The sequence below is a fragment of the Streptomyces apricus genome (assembly GCF_008369065.1).
Taxonomy (GTDB): Bacteria; Actinomycetota; Actinomycetes; order Streptomycetales; family Streptomycetaceae; genus Streptomyces; species Streptomyces apricus.
Genome location: NZ_VDFC01000046.1, coordinates 839,939 through 863,913 on the forward strand (window position 1 = coordinate 839,939; position 23,975 = coordinate 863,913).

Sequence of the window (23,975 nt, forward strand, 5' to 3'; positions counted from 1 at the left end):
GCCCGGCCCGCCCCAGCTGCTGTACGCGGGCGTGGTCGACCAGAGCCGGGTCGTGCTGCTGTACGACGGCCTGCGCATCGCCCGGTACGCCGAGGCGAAGGAGGGCACGCGGGGCGCCGCGCTCGACTTCGCGCGGGTCGACGGCGCCACGGCGGCGGACGCGGACGCGGTGGTCCTGGGCCGCTCGGACGGCAACGTCCGCTATCTGACGGCGCCGTGGGTGCGTACCGTCGCCGTGCGCGACCTGCTGAAGGCCTCCGGCGCGGCCGGTACGACCGAGCTGACCCGCTCGGCGGACGGGGTGACCGAGCCGTTCGCGAGCCCGGCCCTGCAGAGCGGCGCGTGCCGTTCCTGGAACGTGCTGGAGCTGATGGACCGCACCGGCACCCGGCTGGCGACCGACCTCGGGGAGCTGACGCCCGCCCGGCTCACCGCGGGCCGTCCCGGAGCGGTGCGCGACGCCTCGGCGGCGGACTGGTCCCCGCTCGCCTGCTCCCTCGCGGACGCCCGCGGCCAAGGCGTGCGCTCGGTCAACTCCTGGCGCTACGCCCGCCAGTCGCTGCCCGGAGCGAGCGGCACCGCGGACTGGCTGTGCACGCGTGCGGAGACCTGGCGCGGCGGCGGCCCGCGGGTGCTCGCCCAGTTCCACGCGCCGGGGCAGCGGTTCGGCTCGGTGGTGGCGAAGGCGGAGAACGCGTCCGCCTGCGGTGCGAAGGACCCGCACGTCCTGGCGGGCGCGCTGTGGAAGTCCGCCGGGGGCGACTGGTACCTCCTCGCGGCCGGCGCCCGGGACACCGCGTCGATCCGGGCGACCGGCGGCGTCAGCGGGTCCGCCCAGGGCAGCCTGCTCGCCGTGCGCGCCGAACAGGGCGCGCAGGCGGGCCTGGAGGGGACGCTGGAGGGCGGACGGGAGATCACGGGCCTGCGCTGAGAGGGGCGTTCGACGCCGGGACCGGTCGGTAGGGTGGTCGTATGACTACCGGGGTGCGCCGCAGGATGGGTGTCGAGGAACGACGGCAGCAGCTGATCGGTGTCGCCCTCGACCTGTTCAGCCGGCGCTCGCCGGACGACGTGTCCATCGACGAGATAGCCTCGGCCGCGGGCATCTCACGACCGCTGGTCTACCACTACTTCCCCGGCAAACTCAGCCTGTACGAGGCGGCCCTGAGGCGTGCCTCGGACGATCTGGCGGAACGTTTCGTTGAACCGCCGGAAGGGCCGCTGGGGGCGCGGCTGCTGCGGGTGATGCGGCGCTTCTTCGACTTCGTCGACGAGCACGGGCCCGGTTTCTCGGCGCTGATGCGCGGCGGCCCGGCGGCCGGCTCCACGACCGCGAACGCCCTGATCGACGGGGTGCGGCAGGCCGCGTACCAGCAGATCCTGTCCCATCTGCGGATCGAACGGCCGCCGGCCCGGCTGGAACTGGTGGTCCGCTCGTGGATTGCGCTGGCCGAGGCGACCGCCCTGCTCTGGCTGGACGGCCGCCGCATCCCGCGCGCCGAGCTGGAGGTCCAGCTGGTGCACGACTTCGCGGCCCTGGCGGCGGTGAGCGCGGCGGCGGACCCGGAGACGGCGGCGGTCCTGCGCGCCGCCCTGGCCGGGGAGGACCCGGCGGACAGCCCGTTCGCCAACCTGGTGGCCGGCCTGGTGAACCTGGCCGGCTAGGACCTGTCCGCATCCGGCGGTGCGGACGGTCAGTCCACGAACTTCTGGTACGACGGCTCCAGGTCACGCACCTCCGCGGACGCGTGCAGCGCCACCCCGTCCACCGGCTTCACGTACGCCCGCACCAGCTCCAGCGTCCGTGAGGTCAGCGCGGACTTCACCTCGTCGGAGCGTCCCGGCAGCAGCGCCAGCGAGACGTGCACGAGCGCGTGCCCGGCCGTCTGCGCCCCGACCACGACGTCGTCGACGGCCCGGAAGCGCGACTTGCACGCCTCGCTCTTCGCGGCGGCCGTCTCCACCACCACGGCGTGCAGGGCGACGGCGAACCCCTGCCGGTCGAAGCCCTCGGCGAGCGGGGCGGAGTAGTCGACGGTGATCTGCGGCATGGGCACTCCCTGCTAGGCGACGGGGCTCACCCTAACCTCGGCCGGACGGCGCCCGGGGCGCCGGTTGCAGCGCGAGCATCGCGATGTCGTCCTCCCGTTCGTGCCCGAAGCAGTCGAGCAGCGTGTCGCACAGGGCCTCCAGACCGGGCGGCGCTCCCGCGCAGGCCGCCCGGAGGTGCTCCATGGAGACCGCGAGGTCGGTGCCGCGGGTCTCGATCAGCCCGTCGGTGACCATGAGGAGCCGGTCCCCCGCTTCGAGGAACAGCTCGGTGGGCGCCGGGTGCGGCAGCCCCACGCCGAGCAGCGGCCCGGACGCCTTGACGTAGTCGGCCGTGCCGTTGCCCCGCATGACGAGCGGCGGGATGTGACCGGCGTTGGCGATGCGGGTGCGCCCGGTGGCGGGGTCGACGAGGACCAGGCAGACGGTGGCGGTCAGCGCGGGGTGGTAGTGCTGGAGCATCCGGTCCAGGCGCTCGGCGAGCGCCGCCGGGTCGCTCTCGTCGACGCAGTAGGCGCGCAGCGCGTGCCGGATCTCGACCATGACGGTGGCGGCGTCCAGCGAGTGCCCGACGACGTCGCCGACCGCGGCGAGCGCGCCCTCGCCGGTGCGCAGCACGGCGTAGAAGTCGCCCCCGATCTCGGTCTGCTGGGAGGCGGGCACGTAGCGGACCACGGTGTCGAGGCCGTGCAGTTCGGGCAGCCGGTGCGGCTGGGGCAGGAAGCTGTGCTGGAGGGTGAGGGCGACGTGCCGCTCGACCTGGTACATGAGCAGCGGTTCGGCGGCGAGCGCGGTGGCCTGGGCGAGCCGGGCCACCAGGGTCTCCTCCTCCGGGGCGAGCGCGCGCACCCCGCGGGTGGGCGTGGCCAGGCACACCGCGGCCTTGCCGTCCTGGGTGAGGTTGAGGACCAGCCGGGCGTCGTGCTGCACGCCGGGCCGGAAGAACCCGGCGGGCCACAGCGGCGCGGGCACCGTGGTGATCTGCACCCCGGACTGCCCGCGGGTGAGCCGCCTGAGCAGGCCGGCCACGGCCCGGTGGGCGCCCTCGTCGGGCGGCGCGAGCGAGCTGCGGTCCTTCGAGGTGCCGCGGTAGAGCTCGTCGTCCGCGCCGAGGAAGAAGACGGCGGCGGGTCCGCCGGTGAGGCGCGCGGTGCCGTTGGCGGCGGCGTCGGCGAGTTCCTGCAGGGAGCGGGCCGCCTGGATGGTGACGATCGTCTCCGACAGCAGGGTCAGCCGCCTGGCCAGCGCCTGGTCGTCGGCCCGCAGCCGGGCGCTGCGGACGGCGGCCCGGACCACCGCGTCGATCTCCTCGGGTTCGGTCGGCACCGTCAGGTACGCGTCGCCGCCCGCCTCAAGCCCCCGGCAGCGGTCTCCCGGGGAGACGGAGGAGGCGGAGAAGTGCACGACGGGCAGGTGGGCCATGTGCGGGCGGGCCTTGATGCGGCGGCACAGTTCGAAGCCGTCCATGTCCGCCAGGTCCACGTCGACGAGGGCCACGTCGGGCAGGATCCCCCTGCGCAGCCGTGCGTCGAGCTCGACGAGGGCCTCGTGGCCGGTGGCGACCGCGACGACCTGGTGGCCGGCCCGGCGCAGCAGCGCGCCGATGGCGTACCGACCCGCCGCCGTGTCGTCCACGAGCAGGACGGTCGCGTCTGTCCGTTTGCCGTTGACGTCCATCTGCCAGCCTCTGGACACACTGGTGGGGCGGTCCGGGGTCCCGGGGCCGCCCCACCAAGGTAGTGCCCCGTCAGGAGGTCCGGGAGAAGACGGCCACGGTCCGTGCGGGAACGTCGAAGGTGCCGGTCCGCGCGTGGTAGGACGCGGACTTGACGACGGGGTCCGCGCCGCCGGCCTGCACCGGGTGCAGGGCGTACGGCGTGCCCTTCAGGTCCGGCACCTGCTGCTCCTGCGCCCGCGGGGTCGCGTTGAGGACGACGACGAGGTCACCGAGCTCCATGGTGATCACGCCGGGCGTCTCGTCCTGGCCGGACAGCGGGAACGACAGCTTCGACTGCACCTGTGCGGCGGTCGCGAGCCCGAAGTCGCTCTCGCCGGCGCGGATCCGCAGCAGGTCCCGGTACGCGGCGGAGGCGCCCTCGATCTGCGGGCAGCCCACCTCCACGGACGTCAGCAGGGGCTTGCCGAAGGGCCACTTGGCCGCGTTGTCGGCGGCCGGCGGCAGCCCCCGGCCGAAGCCGTTGCCGTCCCGGCAGTCCCAGTGGATCGCGTTGAACCAGTCGCCGCTGTCGTAGGAGTTGCGGTCCAGCGACTTCGAGCGCAGCAGGTCGGTGCCCGCCTGGGAGAGCGCCGGGCCCTGCGACAGGGCGGCCGTGGCCATGGCGAGGACCTGCATGCGGGCCCGGTCGGCCGCCGGGGTGTCCTTCGGGAGCTTGAACGCGAGCGCGTCGAACAGCGATTCGTTGTCGTGCGCGTCCACGTACGCGAGGGCGTCACCGGGCGCGTCCGCGTATCCGGCGGGTGCTCCGTTGTAGTCGACCTCGGAGCCCTTGACCTCCTTGCCCGCGCTGTCGGTGAAGGTGTAGCCGGCGAGGTTGCCGGTCAGGCCGACCTTGATCAGGTCCTGGTAGTGCAGCAGGCGGGCCTTCTGCTCGGCCTCGGTGCCGTTGTCGGCCGCGGGGTTGGGGTCGGTGTAGAGGCCGGAGGCGAAGCCCTGGACGCCCGGGTCCTCGTCGAAGGGGCCGCCGCCGCGCACGGCGTCCCGGGCCCGGTCGGAGAAGGTGGCGACGCCGGTGCCGGCCATGTTCTTCTGGGTGGCCTGGACGAAGCGGGCGTCGTCCGCGACCTCGCCGAAGTTCCAGCCCTCGCCGTACAGGACGATCTTCTTGCCGTCGACGCCGTCCTTGGCGAGGGTCAGCGCGTCGAGGGCCTTCCTGACGGCCAGGATGTTCGCCTTCGGGTGGTGGCCCATCAGGTCGAAGCGGAACCCGTCGACCTTGTACTCCCTGGCCCAGGTGACGAGGGAGTCGACGACCAGCTTGCCCATCATGGCGTTCTCGGGTGCCGTGTTGGCGCAGCAGGTGGAGGTGGCGACCGAGCCGTCGGCGAGGAGGCGCTGGTAGTAGCCGGGGACCAGCTGGTCGAGGACGCTCGTGCCGGCCTGTCCGCTCGCCGGGGTGTGGTTGTAGACCACGTCCATGACGACCCGCAGGCCGTCCTCGTTCAGCGACTTGACCATCTGCCGGAACTCGACCGTGCGGCGCGTCCCGTCGGGGTCACTGGCGTACGAGCCCTCGGGCACCGTGTAGTGGTACGGGTCGTAGCCCCAGTTGTACGCGTCCTTCGCGGCGCTCTTCGCCACGCACTCCTGCTGCTTGTCGGAGTCGGCGGCGTAGGAGGCGAGGTCGCAGTCGGGGCTCGCCTGGTCCGCCTTCTTCTCGGGGATGGTGGCGATGTCGAAGGCGGGCAGCAGGTGGACGTACGAGGTCCCGGCCTCCGCGAGCTTCCTGAGGTGCTTCGAGCCCGCGCTGTCCCGGTCGGAGAAGGCGCGGTAGGTGCCCTTGTCCTTCGCCGGGACGGTCCGGTCGGCGACGGAGAAGTCGCGCACGTGCAGTTCCTGGATCTGCGCGTCCTTCAGCGGCACGGCCTTCGGCTTCTTCAGGCCCGACCAGCCGCCCGGGGCGAGGGACCTGTCGGCCAGGTCGACGACGAGGCTGCGCTCGGAGTCCGCGGTGAGGGCGACCGAGTACGGGTCGGTGACCTTGTTGGTGACGACCTCGCGGACGCTGGGCGCCCACACCTTCACGACGTACCGGTAGGGCTTGTTCTTCCAGGAAGACGGCCCGGTGACGGACCAGACGCCGGAGGCGGCGTCCCGCTTCATGGGCACGGCCCTGCCGCCGATCTCCAGGGAGGCCTCCTGCGCGGTCGGCGCCCAGACGGCCAGGGTGGGCCGGCCGCCGCGGAACGTCGGGCCGAGGTCGGCCTTCGTGGCGGCCGTCCCGTACACGTCGTCGAGCACGCCCGCGATCTGCACGCCCGTCGCCGCGAGCACGGCCCCGTTGGCGGCGCGCTGGGAGGCGACCAGCTGGCCGCGCAGGGCCTCGCGCACCCGGTCGCGGTCGCGCGGGTCGACGGACCAGGCGGTGTACTTCGCGAGGTGCGGGAAGGCGGCCTTCTGGGCGTCGGTCAGCGAGGTCTTCGCCAGCCGCAGCCACCGCTCGTCGGTGCTGGTGAGCGTGCCGCCCTCGGCCTTGATCGTGCCCTTGCGCGAGGACAGCAGCTGGGTCGACGCGGCGGTCTCGTCACCGTTCCACGCGACCGTGTTCCGGTCGATCCAGACCGCCTTGGAGGTGGTCAGGTCCAGTGCGGCCGCGCTGCCCGCGGGCTGCGGCAGGAGGTACTTCTCCTGGCCGCCCAGCATCCACACCTCGTGGCCGTTCGCCGTGAGGTCGAGCGACCGGTCGGTGGGCAGGTCCTTCTCGTCGCCCTTGTGGAGGATGTAGCTGAGGCTCGTCGCGCCCTCGGCGAGCGGCACCTCGTAGACGGCTCCGTACGCGTCGGTACGCACCGGCTCCAGGGGCCTGGACCAGTCGGTGGGGTTCGCCGCGCCGGTCCAGGTGTGCAGGCCCCAGCCGTCGTACTTCCCGTCGGCGCGGTGGTAGTGCAGGACCGCCTTGCTCTTGTCCGGTGCCGGATAGTCGGCGGCCGGCTTCTCGGTCCGTACGGCCTCCTTGCCCTGCTCGACCCAGACCTCGCCCGTCTTCGTGACGTCGATGGTGCGGTCGGCGGAGACGTCCTTGGTGCCGTCCTTGTCGATCACGAGAAAGTTCACGGTGGAGGCGCCGGGCTTGAGCTTGACGTACGCGAAGGCGCCGTAGGCGTCGCGGCCCACGAAGTCGTGGCCCGCCGGCCAGGTGGTCTCCTCGCCCTCGGCGAGGTCGCCCCAGGCGTAGAGCCGCCAGTCGGTGTAGTCCCCGTCCGCGCGCTTGTAGTGGACGACCGCGTAGTCGCGCGAGGAGGCGGTCGGGACCTCCTCGGCAGGCGGGGTGCCGGTGGTGGAGGCGGCCGTCGCGCTCGCCGTGCGGCCGGCCGCGTCGACGACGACGGCCTTGTAGCGCAGGGCGGTCCCGGCGGGCACGTCCTCGCCGAGGACCTGGGTGACCCGGTAGGGGGCGTGGTCGGCGGAGCCGAGCGTGCGCCATCTGCCGTCGCCGACCTGGGCGGCGAAGACGACGCGGTCGAGCTGTCCGCCGCCGGTGCCGGCGGAGACCTCGACGGTGCCGGTGGCGCCCGCGGCGGGAGCCTCCAAGGTGACGGTCGGCCCGGCCGTGGGCGCGGGAATCCTCTCCGCGGCCTTGAAGACAACCGCGGAGCCGGCCGGGACGGTGACGGTGACCTTCTTGTCGGAGCCGCTCCTCAGCATGCCGTCGGTGCCGTACAGGCCGCGGAAGGCCGTGCCCGCCGAACCGGTCGCGAAGGTGGCGGACTTCGCCGCGTCCGCGTTGTTCACGGCGACCACGTACTCGACGCCGGTCTTCGCGTCCGTGCGGGAGAAGGCGTAGATCCCGGCGCCGTCGGCCGCGTACCGCTGCGTCTGCACGCCGTCCGCGAGGGCCGGGTTGTCCTTGCGGAGCTTCGCGAGCGCGGCGATCTGCCGGTACAGGGGCGCACGCGTGCCGTACGCGTCCTCGGCGTGCGTGCGGTCGGTGCCGAGTTGGTCGTCGTCCAGGTAGTCGGCGGTCCTCGACGCGAACATGCTCTGGCGGGCGTCCTTGTCGCCGCCCGCGCCGGTGAAGCCCTGCTCGTCGCCGTAGTAGACGACCGGGTTGCCGCGGCTGAGGAACATCAGCTCGTTGGCGAGCTCCGCCTTCTTCACCAGCTGCGCGTCGGAGGCGCCCGCGTCGTCCTGCTTCAGGAAGGTCCCGAAGCGGCCCATGTCGTGGTTGCCGAGGAAGGTGACCTGCTCGTACGCGTTGGCCTTGTCCGTCGTGTACTTGTGGTCGTCGCCGAAGACCGAGGCCAGGCGCTGTGCGCTGCCGCCCTGGGAGACGTACGCGCGGGCCGCGTCCTGGAAGGGGAAGTCCAGCGTGGAGTCGAGGCGGCCCTCGGTGACGTACGGGGAGGTGATCGACGTGTCCGCCGAGTAGACCTCGCCGAACATGAAGAAGTCGTCACGGCCGTGCTTCGCCGCGTAGGCGTCGAGGGCGGTGGCCCACTGCGTCCAGAACTCCATGTTGACGTGCTTGACGGTGTCGATGCGGAACCCGTCGATGTCGAAGTCCCGCACCCACCGCTGGTAGATCTTCTCCATGCCGGTGACGACCTCGGGGCGCTCGGTCCACAGGTCGTCGAGCCCGGAGAAGTCCCCGTACGTGGAGCTCTCGCCGGCGAAGGTCGAGTCGCCGCGGTTGTGGTACACCGACGGGTCGTTGAGCCAGGACGGCACCTTGGCGTTCTTCTTCGCGGCGGGCACGACGGGCGTGCGCGGGAAGGTGCCGCTGCCGACGGCGGGGAACTTCCGCTGGCCGTCCGCGTAGTCGGCGTCGTCGAAGGGCTCGCCGTCCTTCGTCAGGTACGGGAAGGCGCCCTTGGAGAGGTACGAGTAGGACTTCTCCTCGTAGTCGACGACGTCCGCCGTGTGGTTGGTGATGACGTCGAAGAAGACCTTCATGCCCTTGCCGTGGGCCTTGTCGATCAGCCGCTCCAGGTCGGCGTTGGTGCCGAAGTGCGGGTCGACCTGCGTGAAGTCGGTGATCCAGTAGCCGTGGTAGCCGGCGGAGGCGTCCTTGCCGGTGCCCTGCACGGGCTGGTTCTTGAAGATCGGCGCCAGCCAGATGGCCGTGGTGCCGAGGTCCTTGATGTAGTCGAGCCTCTTCGTCAGGCCCTTGAGGTCGCCGCCCTGGTAGAAGCCCTTGTCGGTGGGGTCGTAGCCGGTCTCCAGCCGGGAGCCGGTGAGACCGCCCCTGTCGTTGGCCTGGTCACCGTTGGCGAAACGATCCGGCAGGACGAAGTAGAACTGCTCTCGCGTCAGGTCGTTGCGGGCGGGCGTCTTCGCCAGCGCCGCGTCCGACGGGGGCGCGGGCGGGGCCGCCGCCCGGGCCGCGAGGGGCTGGACGAGCGCTGCCGCGAGAGCGGCCACGGCTATGGCCGCGACCCGTCTGCGCGCGGGCCGTCTCGGTGTCAGGACCACGAGGATGCCTTTCAGCAAGAAGGATGCAAAGAGCGGAAAGTTTTTACAGTGCTTGTCCGGGGTCGGTACCGGTCAAAAATTGCGCAGTTCCCCGCGCCCCTAGGTGCCTAGGGGCGCGGGGAACTGAGCGACCGGCCCCCACCGGCCCGCAGACGAATCAGCAGCTGGACTTGCCGGCGTACACAGCCAAGGCGGTGTTGGCGCCCAAGGTGGCGGTCAGCTGCCCCGACCCGTTCACCGTCACCGTCGTGCCGGCCTGCACGTTGCAGTACGTGCCGGCCGCGAGCGAGGTCTGGTAGGTGCGGGTCAGCGAGGACGACTCGTGGTTGACGGCCACGAAGCCCTTGCTGCCGCGGCCGAACGCGATCGCGTCGTTGCCGTTGTCCCACCAGTTGGTGACGGACTGCCCGCGCACGGCGTTGCGGAAGGCGACCATCGACTGGATCTCCGGCCAGGCGTGCTGGCACTTCCAGCCGTCCTGCCAGCAGGCGTTGACGGTGCCGCCGTTGGGCGGGCCCGCGTCCGTGGAGGAGAACTCGTAGCCGGAGTTGATGTCGGGCGCGCCGTAGGGGTAGGCCAGCATGAAGACGTTGGCCAGGGTGTAGGTGGCGTTGTCCTTGTAGCTGAGCGTGGAGCCGTTGCGCTCGGTGTCGTGGTTGTCGACGAAGACGCCCGAGACGCCGCTGTTCATGTAGCCCCAGCCCTCGCCGTAGTTCTTCAGGTAGGCGAGGTTCTCGTTGTTGAAGACCCGCTTGAGGTCGAAGGCGTAGCGGAACTCCTGGACGTCGCCGGTGCCCGTGTACTCGGTGGGCTGGACGGCCTCGCCGGCGCCGTAGATGACCTCCTGCTTCCAGTACGCGGACGGGTTGCTCAGCCGGCCCTTGATGTTGGCGAGGTCGGCGGCCGGGATGTGCTTGGCCCCGTCGACGCGGAAGCCGTCGACGCCCAGGGAGAGCAGGTCGTTGAGGTACTTGGCGAGGGCGGAGCGGACGTACTCCTCGCCGGTGTCCAGGTCGGCGAGCCCGACGAGCTCGCAGTTCTGGACGTTGGCGCGGTCCTGGTAGTTGCTGATCTGGGAGGTGCAGTTGTCGAAGTCGGGCGCGGAGTACAGGCCCGGGTAGTTGTACTTGGTGTAGGACGAGCCGCCGGTGCCGGTGCCGCTGCCCGCCGACATGTGGTTGACCACGGCGTCGGCGACGACCTTGACGCCGGCCGCGTGACACGTGTTCACCATGTTCTGGAAGGCGGTGCGGTCCCCGAGGCGGCCCGCGATCTTGTAGCTGACGGGCTGGTACGAGGTCCACCACTGCGCGCCCTGTATGTGCTCGGCGGGCGGGGAGACCTGGACGTACCCGTAGCCGGCCGGGCCCAGCCGGTTGGTGCACTCCTTGGCCACGGAGGCGAAGTTCCACTCGAAGAGGACGGCGGTGACGTCCTTGGTGCCGGGCGGGGCGGCGTGGGCGGTGCCGGCGATGCCGGTGGGGACGGCGAACGCGGCGGCCGCCAGGGCGAGCGCGCAGGAGAGAGCTCTCTTGGCCATGTGGGGGTCCCTTCTCCGTTGAAGGTTCTTGCTGCAAGATTCAACAGCGGTGCGGTGCCGCAGATCGTAGAAGCCCGCCTCCCAAAGGGGAAGACGGGCTTCTGAAATTTCCTGAAACTCCTTACAGGAAAAGTCAGACGGCGATCCACCACACGGTGGTGTCGGCGGACAGCTCCGCCGTGCCGTCGTCCGCCACGGCCACCTCGCCGCTCGCGAGCAGCACGCGCCCGTACGCGGGCACGGTCACCGTCTCGCCCAGGGTGTTGGTGGTGCAGGTGAACGCCCCGCGGCCGAAGGCCAGGACGCCCTCGGGTGCCGTCAGCCACTCCACCCGGTCCCCCGCGCCGAGCTCGGTCCGCTCACGGCGCACGGCGAGCGCGGTCCTGTACAGCTCCAGGGTCGAGCCCGCGACGCCGGTCTGCGCCTCCACGCTCAGCTCGCCCCAGCCGGCCGGCTGCGGGAGCCAGCTGCCGCCGCTGCCGAAGCCGTACGACGAACCGCCGCGGGTCCACGGGATCGGCACCCGGCAGCCGTCGCGGAACCCGTCCTGGCCCGCGCCGCGGAAGTACGCCGGGTCCTGGCGCACCTCGTCCGGCAGGTCGACGACGTCCGGCAGGCCCAGCTCCTCGCCCTGGTACAGGTACGCCGACCCGGGCAGCGCGAGCATCAGCAGCGTCGCGGCGCGCGCCCGGCGCAGGCCCAGTTCCCGGTCCCCGGCGAGACGGATCTGGGTGCCGAGCCCGGCCGGGTTGGCGAACCGCGTGGCGTGCCGGGTCACGTCGTGGTTGGAGAGCACCCAGGTGGCGGGGGCGCCCACGGGCCGCATCGCGTCCAGGGTGCGGTCGATGCAGGCGCGCAGGTCCCCGGCGTCCCAGTGGGTGCTCAGGTACTGGAAGTTGAAGGCCTGGTGCAGTTCGTCGGGGCGCACGTAGTTGGCGGTGCGCTCGACGGTCGGCGTCCATGCCTCGGCGACGAAGATGCGGTCGCCCGCGTACTCGTCGAGCACCAGGCGCCACTGGCGGTAGATCTCGTGCACCCCGTCCTGGTCGAAGAACGGCATGACATCGTTGCCCAGCAGCTTCAGCTGCTCGTGGGATCCGAGGTCGGGCAGCCCTTCCGCCTTCACCAGGCCGTGCGCCACGTCGATGCGGAAGCCGTCGACGCCCATGTCGAGCCAGAACCGCAGCACCGAGCGGAACTCGTCGCCGACCGCCGGGTGGTTCCAGTCGAAGTCGGGCTGCTCGGGCGCGAAGAGGTGGAGGTACCACTCGCCGGGGGTGCCGTCGGGCTCGGTGACCCGGGTCCAGGCGGGGCCGCCGAAGATGGACTCCCAGTCGTTGGGCGGCAGTTCGCCGTCCTCGCCCTTGCCCGGGCGGAAGTGGTAGCGCTCGCGGGCCGGTGAGCCCGGGCCCTCCGCGAGGGCCCGCTTGAACCACTCGTGCTGGTCGGAGGAGTGGTTGGGGACGAGGTCGACGATGATCCTGAGGCCCAGTCCGTGCGCGTCGCGGATCAGCGCGTCCGCGTCGAGCAGGTTGCCGAACATGGGATCGACGGCCCGGTAGTCCGCCACGTCGTAGCCGGCGTCGGCCTGCGGCGAGGCGTAGAAGGGGCTGAGCCACACGGCGTCCACGCCGAGGTCGCGCAGGTACGGGAGTCGGGCACGTACGCCCTCCAGGTCCCCCATGCCGTCGCCGTTGCTGTCGGCGAAGCTGCGGGGGTAGACCTGGTAGATCACCGCGTCCCGCCACCAGTCGCGGCGGTCGGCGACGGTGGCGAGGGCGGAGTTCGGCGCCGGGTCGGCGGAGTGCTGCTGGCTCATGGCTTCCTTGATACGTAACGGAGTCATTCGGTCAGTTTCGACGCGACGGGGCGCCCCGTCAGGGGCGCGGGGAACTGCGCGACCAGCCACGACGGGCCGTCGGCCGGGCGACGGCCCGGGGCCACCGGACGGTCACCCCTTCGTGCCGCCCGCGGTCAGCCCGGTGACCAGGTTCTTCTGCACCAGATAGAAGAACGCCGACACCGGAATGGCCACCAGCACAGCCGTGGCAGCCATCAGGTTGCGCTGCGCGTCGTGCTCGCTGACGAAGCTTTGCAGCCCCACCGCGAACGTGTACTTCGTGTCGGACAGCAGGAACGTCGAGGCGAACGCGACCTCGCCGAACGCGGTGATGAAGCTGTAGAACGCGGCGACGGCGAGCCCCGGCTTGGCGAGCGGCAGGATCAGCCGGAAGAACGTGCCGAAGGGCGACAGCCCGTCGACGCGTCCCGCCTCGTCGATCTCGAAGGGGATGGTGTCGAAGTACCCCTTGAGCAGCCACGCGCAGTACGGCACGGCGGTCGAGCAGTAGACGAGGACCAGGCCGAGGTAGCTGTCGATGAGCTGGAGTTCGCCGAGGATCTCGTACATCGGGACCATCAGGACGGCGACCGGGAACATCTGGGTCACCAGCAGCACCCACATGAACTTGCGGTAGCCGGGGAAGCGCATGCGCGAGACCGCGTAGCCGGTGGTCGCGGCCACCATGACGCCGATGACGGTCGTGCCCAGCGACACGACGAGCGTGCTCTTCAGCCAGTCGAAGAACGGCGTGTGCTGCAGTACGAACGCGTAGTTGTCGAGCGTCATCTTGCCCCAGATGTCCTCCGGGTGCAGGTAGTCGTCCTTGTCCGGGCCGAGCGACAGGTAGACGAGCCAGACGATCGGGAAGAGCGCGATCAGGCTCGCGACGGTCAGGACGCCGTGCGAGGTGAGGGTGGTGGCGAGGCTGTTCTCGCCGCGCCGCCGGGGCCTGCGCGCCGGGGCGGTGCCCGCAGGGTCCTGGTCGGCCGGGGCGGGGTTCGTGACGGTCGTGGTGCTCGTGGTGCTCATGGGGACTCCTGCCTCAGCTCGCGAGCTGCTGCTCGTTGCGGGCCAGCCAGCGCCGGTAGACGGAGGTGAAGACGATCAGGATGGACAGCAGCAGGACGCCGTACGCGGCGGACTGCGCGTAGTCGCGCGGCTGCTGGCCGAAGCCCAGCTGGTAGGCCCAGGTGACGAGGATCTGCGCGTCCGGCGCGGTGTTGCCGAACAGCAGGAAGATGATCGCGAACTGGTTGAACGTCCAGATGATGCCGAGCAGCACGACGGTGGAGCTGACGGACCGCAGGCCCGGCAGGGTCACGTGCCGGAAGCGCTGCCAGGCGTTGGCGCCGTCCATCTCGGCCGCCTCGTACAGGACGGCGTCGATGGACTGCAGTCCGCCGAGCAGCGAGACCATCATGAACGGCACGCCGCACCAGGTGTTGACCATGATCGCGGCGAACCGCTGCCAGAAGGTGTCCTCCAGCCAGAGCGGCGACGGCAGGTGCACCGCGTCCAGCAGGGAGTTGATGATGCCGGCGTCGGCGAGCATGAAGCGCCAGCCGAAGACGGTGACGAAGGTCGGCACGGCCCACGGCAGGACGAGTATCAGCCGGTAGAGGGTGCGGCCGCGCAGCTTCTGGTTGAGCAGCAGCGCGAGCCCGAGCCCGATGGCGTAGTGGAGCAGCACGCACAGCGCCGTCCACACGATCGTCCAGACGAAGTGCGACCAGAAGCGGTCGTAGGCGGTGGGGCCCCAGAGGATGTCGGCGTAGTTGTCCAGGCCGATGAACTCGTAGGTGGCGTCGATGTGGTTGACGCCGATCGTGCGGGCCGAGTTGAGGCTGGTGGCGTCGGTGAACGTCAGGTAGATGCCGCGCACCAGCGGATAGAGCACCAGCACACCGAGCACGACGACCACCGGGGCGGTCATCGCGTACGCGTACCAGTACTTCTGGTACGCGTGCTTCAGGCGCTGCAGCGGACCGGGGCGCGGGGCCCGGTCACCGCGGCGCTTGCCGGTCGCGCGGTCGACGACGACTGTCATGGTTCGACACCTTCTGGGGAATTCAGGGACTGGTCGGCAGGCCTGTCACGGGTACGGCCGGTGGCCGCCGGACCGTCCCGCCGGGGACGGTCCGGCGGCCACCCGGGCTCACTTGCTGAAGTCCGGGACCAGCTTGGCGATCGCGGTCTCCGCGTTGCCCAGGCCCTTGTCGAGGGACACCTTGCCGCCGGCGATCTTCGGCAGCTCGTCGTCGAGCGGACCCCACAGGGAGCTGTACTCGGGCAGCGCCGGGCGCGGCTGGGCGGCGGAGAGCACGCCCTGGTAGCCGGCGATCCCCGGGTCGGACTTGACCTCGGTGGTGTAGGCGTCCTCGCGCGTCGGCAGCGTGGAGTTCTTCAGGGCGACGGTCTCCTGGGACTTCGCCGAGGTCATGAACTTCAGGAACTTCAGCGAGGCCTCCTGGTGGGCCTTGTCCGAGCCCGCGTACACCGAGAGGTTGTGGCCGCCGGTCGGGGCGCCCGCCTCACCGGTGGAGCCGGCCGGGACGGTGGCGATGCCGAGGTTGCCCTTGTCCTTGAAGGCCGAGCCCTTGTAGAAGTTCGTGATCTCCCACGGGCCCTGGATGATCGAGGCGACCTTGCCGTTGACGAAGGCGTCCTGGATGTGGGCGTACGCGTCGGCGGTGGTGTCGGCCTTGTGCAGGCCCTTGCCGTCGAACAGGCCCTGCCAGGTCTTGTAGCCCTTGACCGCCTCGGGCGACTTGACGGTGATCTTCTTGGCCTCGGCGTCGACGGTGTCGGTGCCCTCGCCGTGCAGGAAGGACTGCGCGTAGTAGGCCTGGGTGGAGCCCCAGTAGCCGTCGACGCCCGTCTTGCCCTTGATGGTCGCGGCGTCCGCCTTGAGGTCGTCCCAGGTGGTGGGCGCCCCGTCGAGGCCGGCCTTCTCGAAGAGGGCCTTGTTGTAGACCAGCGCGAGGGTGTCGGTGACCAGCGGCACACCGTACGTCTTGCCCTCGTACTTGGCCTGCTCGATCAGGCTGGGCTGGAACTTGTCCTGCTCCGCGAGGGCCTCGGTGCCGTCGAGCGGCAGGAAGAAGCCCTTCTTGGCGAAGGCGGGGGTCCAGCCGACCTCGGACCGCAGGATGTCCGGGGCGCCCTTGGAGCCGGCGGCGGTGTCGAACTTGTTCTGCGCCTGGTCGAAGGGCACGTTGACGTACTTGACCTTGATGTCCGGGTTGGCCTTCTCGAATTCCTTCACGAGGGCCTTGTACGTCGGCGCCTCGTTGGTGGCGTTGGACGTGTCCCACCACGTGAGGGTGACCGGGCCGCCCGCCTTGCCGCTGTCGTCGCCGTCTCCGCCGCAGGCCGTCGCCGCGAGGGCGAGGGACGCCACCAGTGCGGTGGTCGCTATGCCACGCCGCATGAGTTCTCCTTGAGGGTGAAAGCCCGTGTCCTGGGGGAACGGCCCCGTCCGCCGTCCCCGCCGATTCGCCGGCCGCACCGTTGCCGCCGCCGGGCGACGTGAACGTAACAGCGATGTAAGCGGCGCGAAAGACCTTGCAGCAAAAAAATGCAAGACCGGCAGACAGTTACCCCGCCGTAACCTCCGCTCGACCGCCCCGAGGCCGTGTCCCAGGCGGTTCAGCGGGGGTGGGGGCCCTGTGCAAGACTCTGCAAGCTCTTGCCATACCGGTCGGTCCCGAGGATCATCGACCCCTCGGTGCCTTGCAGGACCCACCCCGTCCGCGCGGGCGCCGGCGGCCGACCACGACCACCCCGCCGACCAGAATCACGAGGGACCGCGATGACGCAGCAGCCCGGAGCGGGCCGTCCAACTGCCCGTACACGGCGTTCGGTCGGTGGGCAACGCGATTCCCGGCCGGTACAGTCCAATCCCGTGACCACACGGCTTGCCGACATCGCAGCGCAGGCGGGGGTGAGCGAAGCGACCGTCAGCCGCGTCCTGAACGGGAAGCCGGGCGTCGCCGCCACCACGCGCCAGTCCGTCCTCGCCGCCCTCGACGTGCTGGGCTACGAACGGCCCGTGCGGCTGCGGCAGCGCAGCGAAGGCCTCGTCGGGCTGATAACCCCGGAGCTGGAGAACCCCATATTCCCGGCCCTGGCCCAGGTCATCGGCCAGGCACTGACCCGGCAGGGCTACACCCCGGTCCTCGCCACCCAGACCCCGGGCGGCTCCACCGAGGACGAGCTGACCGAGATGCTGGTCGACCGGGGGGTCGCCGGCATCATCTTCGTCTCGGGCCTGCACGCGGACACCTCCGCGGACATGCAGCGCTACGAGCAACTGCGCGGGCAGGGAGTGCCGTTCGTCCTCGTCGACGGTTTCTCGCCCAAGGTGCAGGCCCCCTTCATCTCGCCCGACGACCGCGCGGCGATGGCCCTCGCGGTCACCCACCTCGTCTCGCTCGGCCACACCGGGATCGGCCTCGCGCTCGGGCCCAAGCGGTTCGTCCCGGTGCAGCGCAAGATCGAGGGCTTCGTCCGCACCATGCAGGACCTGCTGGGTCTGGCCACGGACGACATCGAGCAGCGCCTGGTCCAGCACTCGCTGTACACGCTGGAGGGCGGGCAGGCGGCCACGGCGGCGCTCATCGACCGCGGCTGCACGGCGATCGTCTGCGCGAGCGACATGATGGCGCTGGGTGCGATACGCACGGCGCGCCAGCGCGGTCTCGAAGTGCCCGACGACATCTCCGTCGTCGGGTTCGACGACTCCCCGCTGATCGCCTTCACCGACCCGCCCCTGACCACGGTCCGCAAGCCGGTCCCGGCCATGGGCCAGGCCGCGGTGCGCACGCTGCTGGAGGAGATCGGCGGGACGCCCGCGCCCCACAGCGAGTTCGTGTTCATGCCGGAGCTGGTGGTGCGCGGATCGACGGCTTCGGCCCCCGGGGACCGCAACCGCGCCCAGGACCGCGTCCAGTAGGTGACGCCCTCGTGCGCAGGGAGTAGTGCTTCACCTACCTCAGGTGTAGGACGTGCGGCCCGGACCCACCCAAGGGATGATCGGTGGGGAAAGGCTCATCTGGCAGACTCTGTCCCTATGGGTGAGAGCACCGTGACGACACTGGAAGGCCAGGAGCAGGCCCCTCCACAGCCCGTCGCGGACGAGGCGCACGGCAGCGCGGGACACCGTCTCCTGCGGCGGATGCGTACGCCCCGCCGCCCCCGGCTCTGGTTCGAGGTCCTGCTCGTCGCAGTCAGTTACTGGACCTATTCACTGATCCGCAACGCGGTCCCGGAGCAGCGCACCCAGGCGCTGGAGAACGCCGACTGGCTCTGGGAGCTGGAGCACCACCTCGGCATCGCCGTCGAGGAGTCGGTCAACCATGCCGTGAACTCGGTGACTTGGCTGATCGTGGGCATGAACTACTACTACGCGACGCTGCACTTCGTGGTGACCATCGGCGTCCTGGCGTGGCTCTACCGCAGCCATCCGGGCCGGTACGCGGCGACGCGCACGGTCCTGTTCGCCACCACCGGTGTGGCCCTGGTCGGTTACTACCTGTATCCGCTCGCTCCCCCGCGCCTGATGAACGGCAACGACTTCATCGACACGGTCGTGGTCCACCAGACCTGGGGCTCGATGGCGTCCGGCGACCTGAAGAGCATGTCGAACCAGTACGCCGCGATGCCGTCCATGCACATCGGCTGGTCGCTGTGGTGCGGCCTCACGATCTTCGCGCTGGCCTCGGTCCCCTGGGTGCGGGTCCTCGGCCTGCTCTACCCCACCGCGACCCTGGTGGTCATCGTCGCCACCGCCAACCACTTCTGGCTGGACGCGGTGGGCGGCATGGCCTGCCTGGCGTTCGGCTACGGGGTCACGCGGGTCTGGTACGGGGCGCTCCCCCACGCGCTGCCGCGCTCGGTGCCGGCCGGCACGGTACGCCTCAGGTGACCTGAGCGGCGGGGATCAGGCGTCCGGGTCCGGCTCGCCGGCCAGCGCCGCGGCGGTCAGGGTGAGGTGCCGGACCAGGACCGCGGCCGCGGTGTCGGCGTCGCGGGCCAGCGCCGCCTCCTCCAGCATGCGGTGCTCCTTCGCGGCGTCCCGGCCGGGGGCGCGCAGCGCCGACCAGCGGCGGGCCAGCTCGCTCGCGGTCCACAGCCGGTCGAAGGTCTCCAGCAGCACGGGGTTGCCGCACCCCTCCAGCAGCGTGCGGTGGAACACCCGGTGCGCCTCGGACCAGGCCTCGGTGTAGTACTCGCCCTCCTCCGGCAGATAGGCCGGGGTGCGGACCAGGCGGTGGTGGGCGGCGCGCACCCGGGCCTCCCAGTCGACGTCGCCGCGCTCGACGGACATCCGCAGCACGGCCGGTTCGACGGTCCGGCGGGCCTCCGCGATCTCCTGCCACCGGCGGTCGGAGAAGGACGGGACCGCGAACCCGCGGTTGGGCAGCCGGTCGGCGAGCCCCTCCCCGACCAGCCGCACGAGCGCCTCGCGCGCGACCGCCAGGCTCACGCCCTGCTCCTTGGCGAGGTCCTGCGGTTTCAGGGCGGCGCCGGGGGCGTGCTCCCCGCGCATGATCGCGTCCCGCAGGTGTGCGTGGACCTGCTCGGAGAGCATCTGCTTCCCGGCGGGAGCCGGACCGTGAGACGTGGCAGTCATGGCCTCAGCATAGACGATCCTGTAGATAATCGATTATTACTGCTACTGTCGATTCTGTACGGCCGACTGACCGACGCCTGAGCGCCGGCTGACCGCCGACCGACCGGCGCGGCGTCTTCGCGCTGCCCGGCACCCGTCCTGAGAGGAACATCCGTGCACGCCAACGACCCCTTCGCCCGCCTCCCCGAGGCCGCGTCCTTCACCGTCACCAGCACCGCCGTCGCCGACGGGGCCCCCTGGCCGCCCGAGCAGCGCGCCTCGGGCCTGCCCGGCGGCAAGGACCTCTCCCCGCAGCTGTCCTGGAGCGGCGCCCCGGACGGCACCAGGAGCTACGCCGTGACCGTCTACGACCCCGACGCCCCCACCGGGTCCGGGTTCTGGCACTGGGCGGTCGCCGACATCCCCGCCACCGTCACCGAGCTGCCCGAGGGCGCCGGCGACGACATGGGCACGGGCCTGCCCGAGGGCGCGTACCAGCTGCCCAACGACGCCCGGCTGGCCCGCTACCTGGGCGCCGCCCCGCCGGCCGGGCACGGCCCGCACCGCTACTTCGTCGTGGTGCACGCCCTCGACACCGCGTCCGTCGGCGTCCCGGCCGACGCCACCCCGGCCTTCCTCGGCTTCACCATGGCCGGTCACACCCTCGGCCGCGCGGTGCTGACCGCGACCGCCGAGACCACCGCCGACGGGACCGCCGCCTGACGGCGGGGTCCGACTCCCGGGAGAACCCACCGTGACCCACCTCGACGACCGTCCCGGCGCCGTCCGCGTCGGCGGCGGTCCGACGGACCTGAGCGCCGTCCGCGAAATCGGCGACGCCGTGAGCGCGGCGCACCTGTTCACCTACCTCGTGCCCGAGACCGCCGAGGCGGCCGCCGGGCTCGGGGTGACCGGCCGGGGACCGGCGTACCTGGCGTTCCGGTCGGCCGCGCTGGGCGCGGTCCCCTGGCAGGTCGTGCTCGCGGCCTTCTACAACTTCAGCCCCCGGGCGGTACGGGCCATGGAGGGCGTGTGGGACGCCGCGCCGCCCGGGCGGTGGCAGGCCGCCCGCTTCTCGGCCGCCGGGCGGGCGATGCGGCGGGTCGGCGTGCGCCTCACGGCCGGGCACCTGGCCGAGGCGCGCTCGCTGATCGACCCGGTCGTGGCCGGCGCCGACTTCGCCGGCAAGGTGCTGGCCGCCGCGAACGCGTCGGTCGCGCTGCCGGCCGATCCGCTCGTCGCGCTGTGGCAGCAGATCACGGTGGCGCGCGAGTGGCGCGGCGACGCGCATCTCGTCGTGCTCGCCGACCACGGCCTCGGGCCGTGCGACTGCCTCGTCCTGCACACCGCGGCGGGCGGCCTCCCGGTGCCCGTCGCCCGGGCCACCCGCCGGTGGGACGACCGGGAGTGGGCCGCGGCGACGGCCCGCCTCGCCGCGCGCGGCTGGCTCGACCGCGACGGCGTCCTGACCGGCTCCGGCCGTGCGGCGCGCGAGCGGATCGAGGCGGAGACGGACGAGCACTGCGCCGCGCTCTGGGCGCCGATCGGCACCGCGGGCGCCCGCCGCCTCGCCGAGCTCCTCGCGCCGATCACCGAGGCGTTCACGGCGGCGGGGACGTTCCGGGGCATCCGCCCGGCCTAGGCGTACGACTGCGGGCCGGGGTGTCCGTCCAGCCTGAGTCTGCCGTTGCGGGGCCGGTCCCGGAACGGCGGGTCCGGCGTCAGCCCGAGTAGAACAGTTCGTCCACGACCGCCCGCGCCCGCCGCGTCGTACGGCGGTAGTCGTCGAGCATGTCTCCCACGTGCCCGGGACCGTAGCCCAGGTAGCGGCCCACGGCCGCCAGCTCCCGGCCGTCGGACGGGAACGTGTCCCCGGCCCGCCCGCGCACGAGCATCACGGCGTTGCGCACCCGGGTCGCCAGGACCCACGCCTCGTCCAGGACGGACGCGTCCTCCTCGGAGACCAGCCCGGCCGCCAGCGCCGCCGCGAGCGCCTCGCGCGTACGGGTGGTGCGCAGCCCCGGCTGCGCGGCCCCGTGCCGCAGCTGCATCAGCTGCACGGTCCACTCCACGTCGGACAGCCCGCCCCGGCCCAGCTTGGTGTGCAGCGTCGGGTCGGCGCCGCGGGGCATCCGCTCGGCCTCCATCCGCGCCTTCAGCCGCCGGATCTCCCGCACGGCATCGTCCCCGAGGCCATCCTCCGGGTACCGCAGCGGATCGGCGAGTTCGAGGAACATCGCCCCCAGCTCGGCGTCCCCCGCGACGACCTCGGCCCGCAGCAGCGCCTGCGACTCCCAGCCCAGCGACCACCGGCGGTAGTAGGCCTCGTACGACTTCAGCGTCCGTACGAGCGGGCCGGACTTGCCCTCGGGCCGCAGGTCGGCGTCGATCAGCAGCGGCGGGTCGGCGCTGGGGATCTGCAGCAGCCGCCGCATCTCGGAGACGACGGTGTTGGCGGCGCGGGCGGCCTCCTCCTCGGCCACGCCCGCCCGGGGCTGGTGGACGAAGAGCACGTCGGCGTCGGAGCCGTAACCCATCTCGTGGCCGCCGAACCGGCCCATGCCGATGACGGTGAAGCGGGTGGGCAGTTCGTCGCCCCAGCCGTCCCGGACGACGGCCCGCAGGGTGCCGGCGAGCGTCGCCGCGGTGAGGTCCGAGATGGCGCCGCCGACGAGGTCCACCAGCGCGCCCGGGTCCGCGCCGGCGGGCGTCTCCTCGGTGCCGTACGAACCGAGAATGTCGATGGCGGCCGTGCGGAACAGCTCCCGCCGCCGTACGCCGCGCGCGGCGGTGACCGCGGCCTCGCCCGTGCCGGCCCGGCCCACCGCGGAGAGGATCTCCTGCTCCAGGTGGGCGCGGGTGCGGGAGACGAGCCCGCCGCCGCTGCCGTTGCCGAGCAGGGCCACGGCCTCCGGCGCCCGCATCAGCAGGTCGGGCGCGAGCCGTCCGGCGGACAGCACCCGGGCGAGGTTCTCGGCGGCGGCCCCCTCGTCCCGCAGCAGCCGCAGGTACCAGGGGGTCTTGCCCAGCGCGTCGGAGACCTTGCGGAAGTTGAGCAGCCCGGCGTCGGGGTCGGCGGAGTCGGCGAACCAGCCCAGCAGGACGGGCAGCAGGGTCCGCTGGATGGCGGCCTTGCGGGAGACGCCGGAGGCCAGCGCCTCCAGGTGGCGCAGCGCGGCGGCGGGGTCCGCGTACCCGAGCGCGACCAGCCGCTCGCGCGCGGCACCGGGGCTCAGCCGGGTCTCGCCGGGCGCGAGCTGGGCGACGGCGTCGAGCAGCGGCCGGTAGAAGAGCTTCTCGTGCAGCCGCCGTACGACGCCCGCGTGGCGCTTCCACTCGCGGTGCAGCGAGGCGACGGGGTCGTTGCGCAGGCCCAGCGAGCGCCCCAGCCGCCGCAGGTCCGCCTCGTCCTCGGGCACCAGGTGGGTGCGCCGCAGCCGGAAGAGCTGGATGCGGTGCTCCATGGACCGCAGGAACCGGTAGGCCTCGTCGAACTGCCCGGCGTCGACGCGGCCCACGTACCCGCCCGCGGCCAGCGCCTCCAGGGCGTCCAGCGTGGTGCGGCTGCGCAACGACGTGTCGACGCGGCCGTGCACCAGCTGCAGCAGCTGTACGGCGAACTCGACGTCCCGCAACCCGCCCGGCCCGAGCTTCAGTTCGCGCTCGACCTCGGCGGGCGGGATGTTCTCGACGACGCGCCGCCGCATCTTCTGCACGTCGGCGACGAAGTTGTCGCGCTCGGCGACCTGCCACACGAGCGGGGACAGCGCGTCGACGTAGCTCTGGCCCAGCGCGACATCGCCCGCGACCGGCCGGGCCTTCAGCAGGGCCTGGAACTCCCAGGTCTTGGCCCACCGCTGGTAGTAGGCGAGGTGGCTGCTGAGCGTGCGCACGAGCGGGCCGTTGCGGCCCTCGGGGCGCAGGTTGGCGTCGACGGGCCAGATGGACCCCTCGACGGTGGTCTCGGAGCAGATGCGCATGAGGTGGGCGGCGAGCCGGGTGGCGGCCCGCACGGCCTTGTCCTCGTCGACCCCCTCGGCGGCCTCCCCGACGAAGATGACGTCGACGTCGGAGACGTAGTTCAGCTCGTGGCCGCCGCACTTGCCCATCGCGATCACCGCGAGCCGGCACATCGCGGCGTCCTCGGGGGCGGCGGCCCGCGCGATGGCGAGCGCCGCCCGCAGCGTGGCGGTCGCGAGGTCGGCCAGCTCCGCGGCGACCTGCGTGACATCGGTGGTCCCGCACACGTCACGGGCGGAGATGGACAGCAGGCACCGGCGGTAGGCGATCCGCAGCGACACCGGGTCGGCGGCCTCGGCGAGCCCGCGCTCGAACTCCTCGACCCCGGGGTGCAGGTCCCGCGGTTCGTACGTCACCAGGGACTGCCAGTCGAGCGGGTGGCGCGCGAGGTGGTCGCCGAACGCCGCGGAGGCGCCGAGCACCCCGAGCAGCCGGTCGCGCAGCGGCTTCGACGCGATCAGCGTGTCGAGCAGCTCGCGCCGCCCCGCGTCGTCCTGCTGCGCCTCGACGAGCCGGACGAGCCCGAGCAGCGCCAGGTCCGGGTCGGCGGTGGCACCGAGCGCGTCGAGCAGCACCGGGTCGTTCGTCACCGCCGCGAGCTCCGGGCTGTCGAGCAGCCGCTCGGCGGCCGACGGATCGGTGAACCCGTGCCGCAGCAGCCGCGAGAAGGTACTGCTCCTGCGCCCCGGCACCGTCATCGCGGCCTCCGCCTTCCCAGCGATCAAGGTCGTACGGCCTTGAGCCTAACCGGAGTACCGGG

The 23,975-nt window shown here is 72.0% G+C and carries 15 protein-coding genes and 1 pseudogene; 6 read left to right on the top strand and 10 right to left on the bottom strand.

Features of this window, described 5'->3' with window-relative positions:
* Together FGF04_RS23900 and FGF04_RS23905 are read left to right on the top strand one after the other, a co-directional pair.
* Positions 1-931 (top strand): annotated as a pseudogene (locus tag FGF04_RS23900) (hypothetical protein); the annotation flags it as partial.
* 41 nt (positions 932-972) lie between these two features.
* Positions 973-1,665, top strand: coding sequence for a TetR/AcrR family transcriptional regulator (locus tag FGF04_RS23905; RefSeq protein WP_149513328.1), 693 nt, complete (start codon positions 973-975; stop codon positions 1,663-1,665).
* Between the two features lie 29 nt (positions 1,666-1,694).
* Here the strand turns inward: FGF04_RS23905 and FGF04_RS23910 are convergent, their stop codons facing one another.
* The 8 genes from FGF04_RS23910 to FGF04_RS23945 form a co-directional block, all read right to left on the bottom strand.
* Positions 1,695-2,051 carry a 5-carboxymethyl-2-hydroxymuconate Delta-isomerase gene (locus FGF04_RS23910; protein WP_149513329.1) on the bottom strand — a complete coding sequence of 119 codons (357 nt, stop codon included), beginning with the start codon at positions 2,049-2,051 and terminating at the stop codon, positions 1,695-1,697.
* 31 nt (positions 2,052-2,082) lie between these two features.
* On the bottom strand, positions 2,083-3,726 hold the full coding sequence (locus FGF04_RS23915) for a fused response regulator/phosphatase (protein WP_149513330.1): 1,644 nt from the start codon (positions 3,724-3,726) through the stop codon (positions 2,083-2,085).
* Between the two features lie 70 nt (positions 3,727-3,796).
* Positions 3,797-9,193 carry a pullulanase-type alpha-1,6-glucosidase gene (gene pulA / locus FGF04_RS23920; RefSeq protein ID WP_408055665.1) on the bottom strand — a complete coding sequence of 1,799 codons (5,397 nt, stop codon included), beginning with the start codon at positions 9,191-9,193 and terminating at the stop codon, positions 3,797-3,799.
* Between the two features lie 163 nt (positions 9,194-9,356).
* On the bottom strand, positions 9,357-10,739 hold the full coding sequence (locus FGF04_RS23925; protein WP_149513332.1) for an alpha-amylase: 1,383 nt from the start codon (positions 10,737-10,739) through the stop codon (positions 9,357-9,359).
* A 133-nt stretch (positions 10,740-10,872) separates the two neighbouring features.
* Entirely contained in the window at positions 10,873-12,558 is a 1,686-nt protein-coding gene (locus FGF04_RS23930) for a glycoside hydrolase family 13 protein (RefSeq protein ID WP_149513333.1), read from the bottom strand.
* 132 nt (positions 12,559-12,690) lie between these two features.
* Positions 12,691-13,611 carry a sugar ABC transporter permease gene (locus tag FGF04_RS23935; RefSeq protein ID WP_149513334.1) on the bottom strand — a complete coding sequence of 307 codons (921 nt, stop codon included), beginning with the start codon at positions 13,609-13,611 and terminating at the stop codon, positions 12,691-12,693.
* Between the two features lie 13 nt (positions 13,612-13,624).
* Positions 13,625-14,629, bottom strand: coding sequence for a carbohydrate ABC transporter permease (locus FGF04_RS23940; protein ID WP_149513335.1), 1,005 nt, complete (start codon positions 14,627-14,629; stop codon positions 13,625-13,627).
* Positions 14,630-14,737: 108 nt separating this feature from the next.
* Positions 14,738-16,012: an extracellular solute-binding protein gene (locus FGF04_RS23945; protein ID WP_149513336.1), complete on the bottom strand. Its 1,275-nt coding sequence runs from the start codon at positions 16,010-16,012 to the stop codon at positions 14,738-14,740.
* Between the two features lie 474 nt (positions 16,013-16,486).
* Between FGF04_RS23945 and FGF04_RS23950 the strand changes: the two genes are divergently transcribed.
* Complete coding sequence (locus tag FGF04_RS23950) at positions 16,487-17,536, top strand: LacI family DNA-binding transcriptional regulator (RefSeq protein ID WP_268893785.1); 1,050 nt, start codon at positions 16,487-16,489, stop codon at positions 17,534-17,536.
* Positions 17,537-17,653: 117 nt separating this feature from the next.
* Positions 17,654-18,508, top strand: coding sequence for a phosphatase PAP2 family protein (locus FGF04_RS23955; protein ID WP_149513338.1), 855 nt, complete (start codon positions 17,654-17,656; stop codon positions 18,506-18,508).
* Between the two features lie 15 nt (positions 18,509-18,523).
* On the opposite strand, the gene FGF04_RS23960 is transcribed toward FGF04_RS23955, so the two are convergent.
* Positions 18,524-19,216, bottom strand: coding sequence for a GntR family transcriptional regulator (locus FGF04_RS23960; RefSeq protein ID WP_149513339.1), 693 nt, complete (start codon positions 19,214-19,216; stop codon positions 18,524-18,526).
* Positions 19,217-19,369: 153 nt separating this feature from the next.
* Here FGF04_RS23960 and FGF04_RS23965 point away from each other — a divergent pair, with 153 nt between their 5' ends.
* Both FGF04_RS23965 and FGF04_RS23970 read left to right on the top strand, forming a co-directional pair.
* A complete protein-coding gene (locus FGF04_RS23965) occupies positions 19,370-19,918 on the top strand; it encodes a YbhB/YbcL family Raf kinase inhibitor-like protein (RefSeq protein WP_149513340.1) in 549 nt (182 codons plus the stop codon).
* Positions 19,919-19,949: 31 nt separating this feature from the next.
* Entirely contained in the window at positions 19,950-20,837 is an 888-nt protein-coding gene (locus FGF04_RS23970) for an SCO6745 family protein (RefSeq protein WP_149513341.1), read from the top strand.
* A gap of 79 nt (positions 20,838-20,916) precedes the next feature.
* Here the strand turns inward: FGF04_RS23970 and FGF04_RS23975 are convergent, their stop codons facing one another.
* Positions 20,917-23,913 (bottom strand): bifunctional [glutamine synthetase] adenylyltransferase/[glutamine synthetase]-adenylyl-L-tyrosine phosphorylase, encoded by a 2,997-nt coding sequence (locus FGF04_RS23975; RefSeq protein WP_149513810.1) that lies wholly within the window; start codon positions 23,911-23,913, stop codon positions 20,917-20,919.
* Between the last annotated feature and the right edge of the window lie 62 nt (positions 23,914-23,975).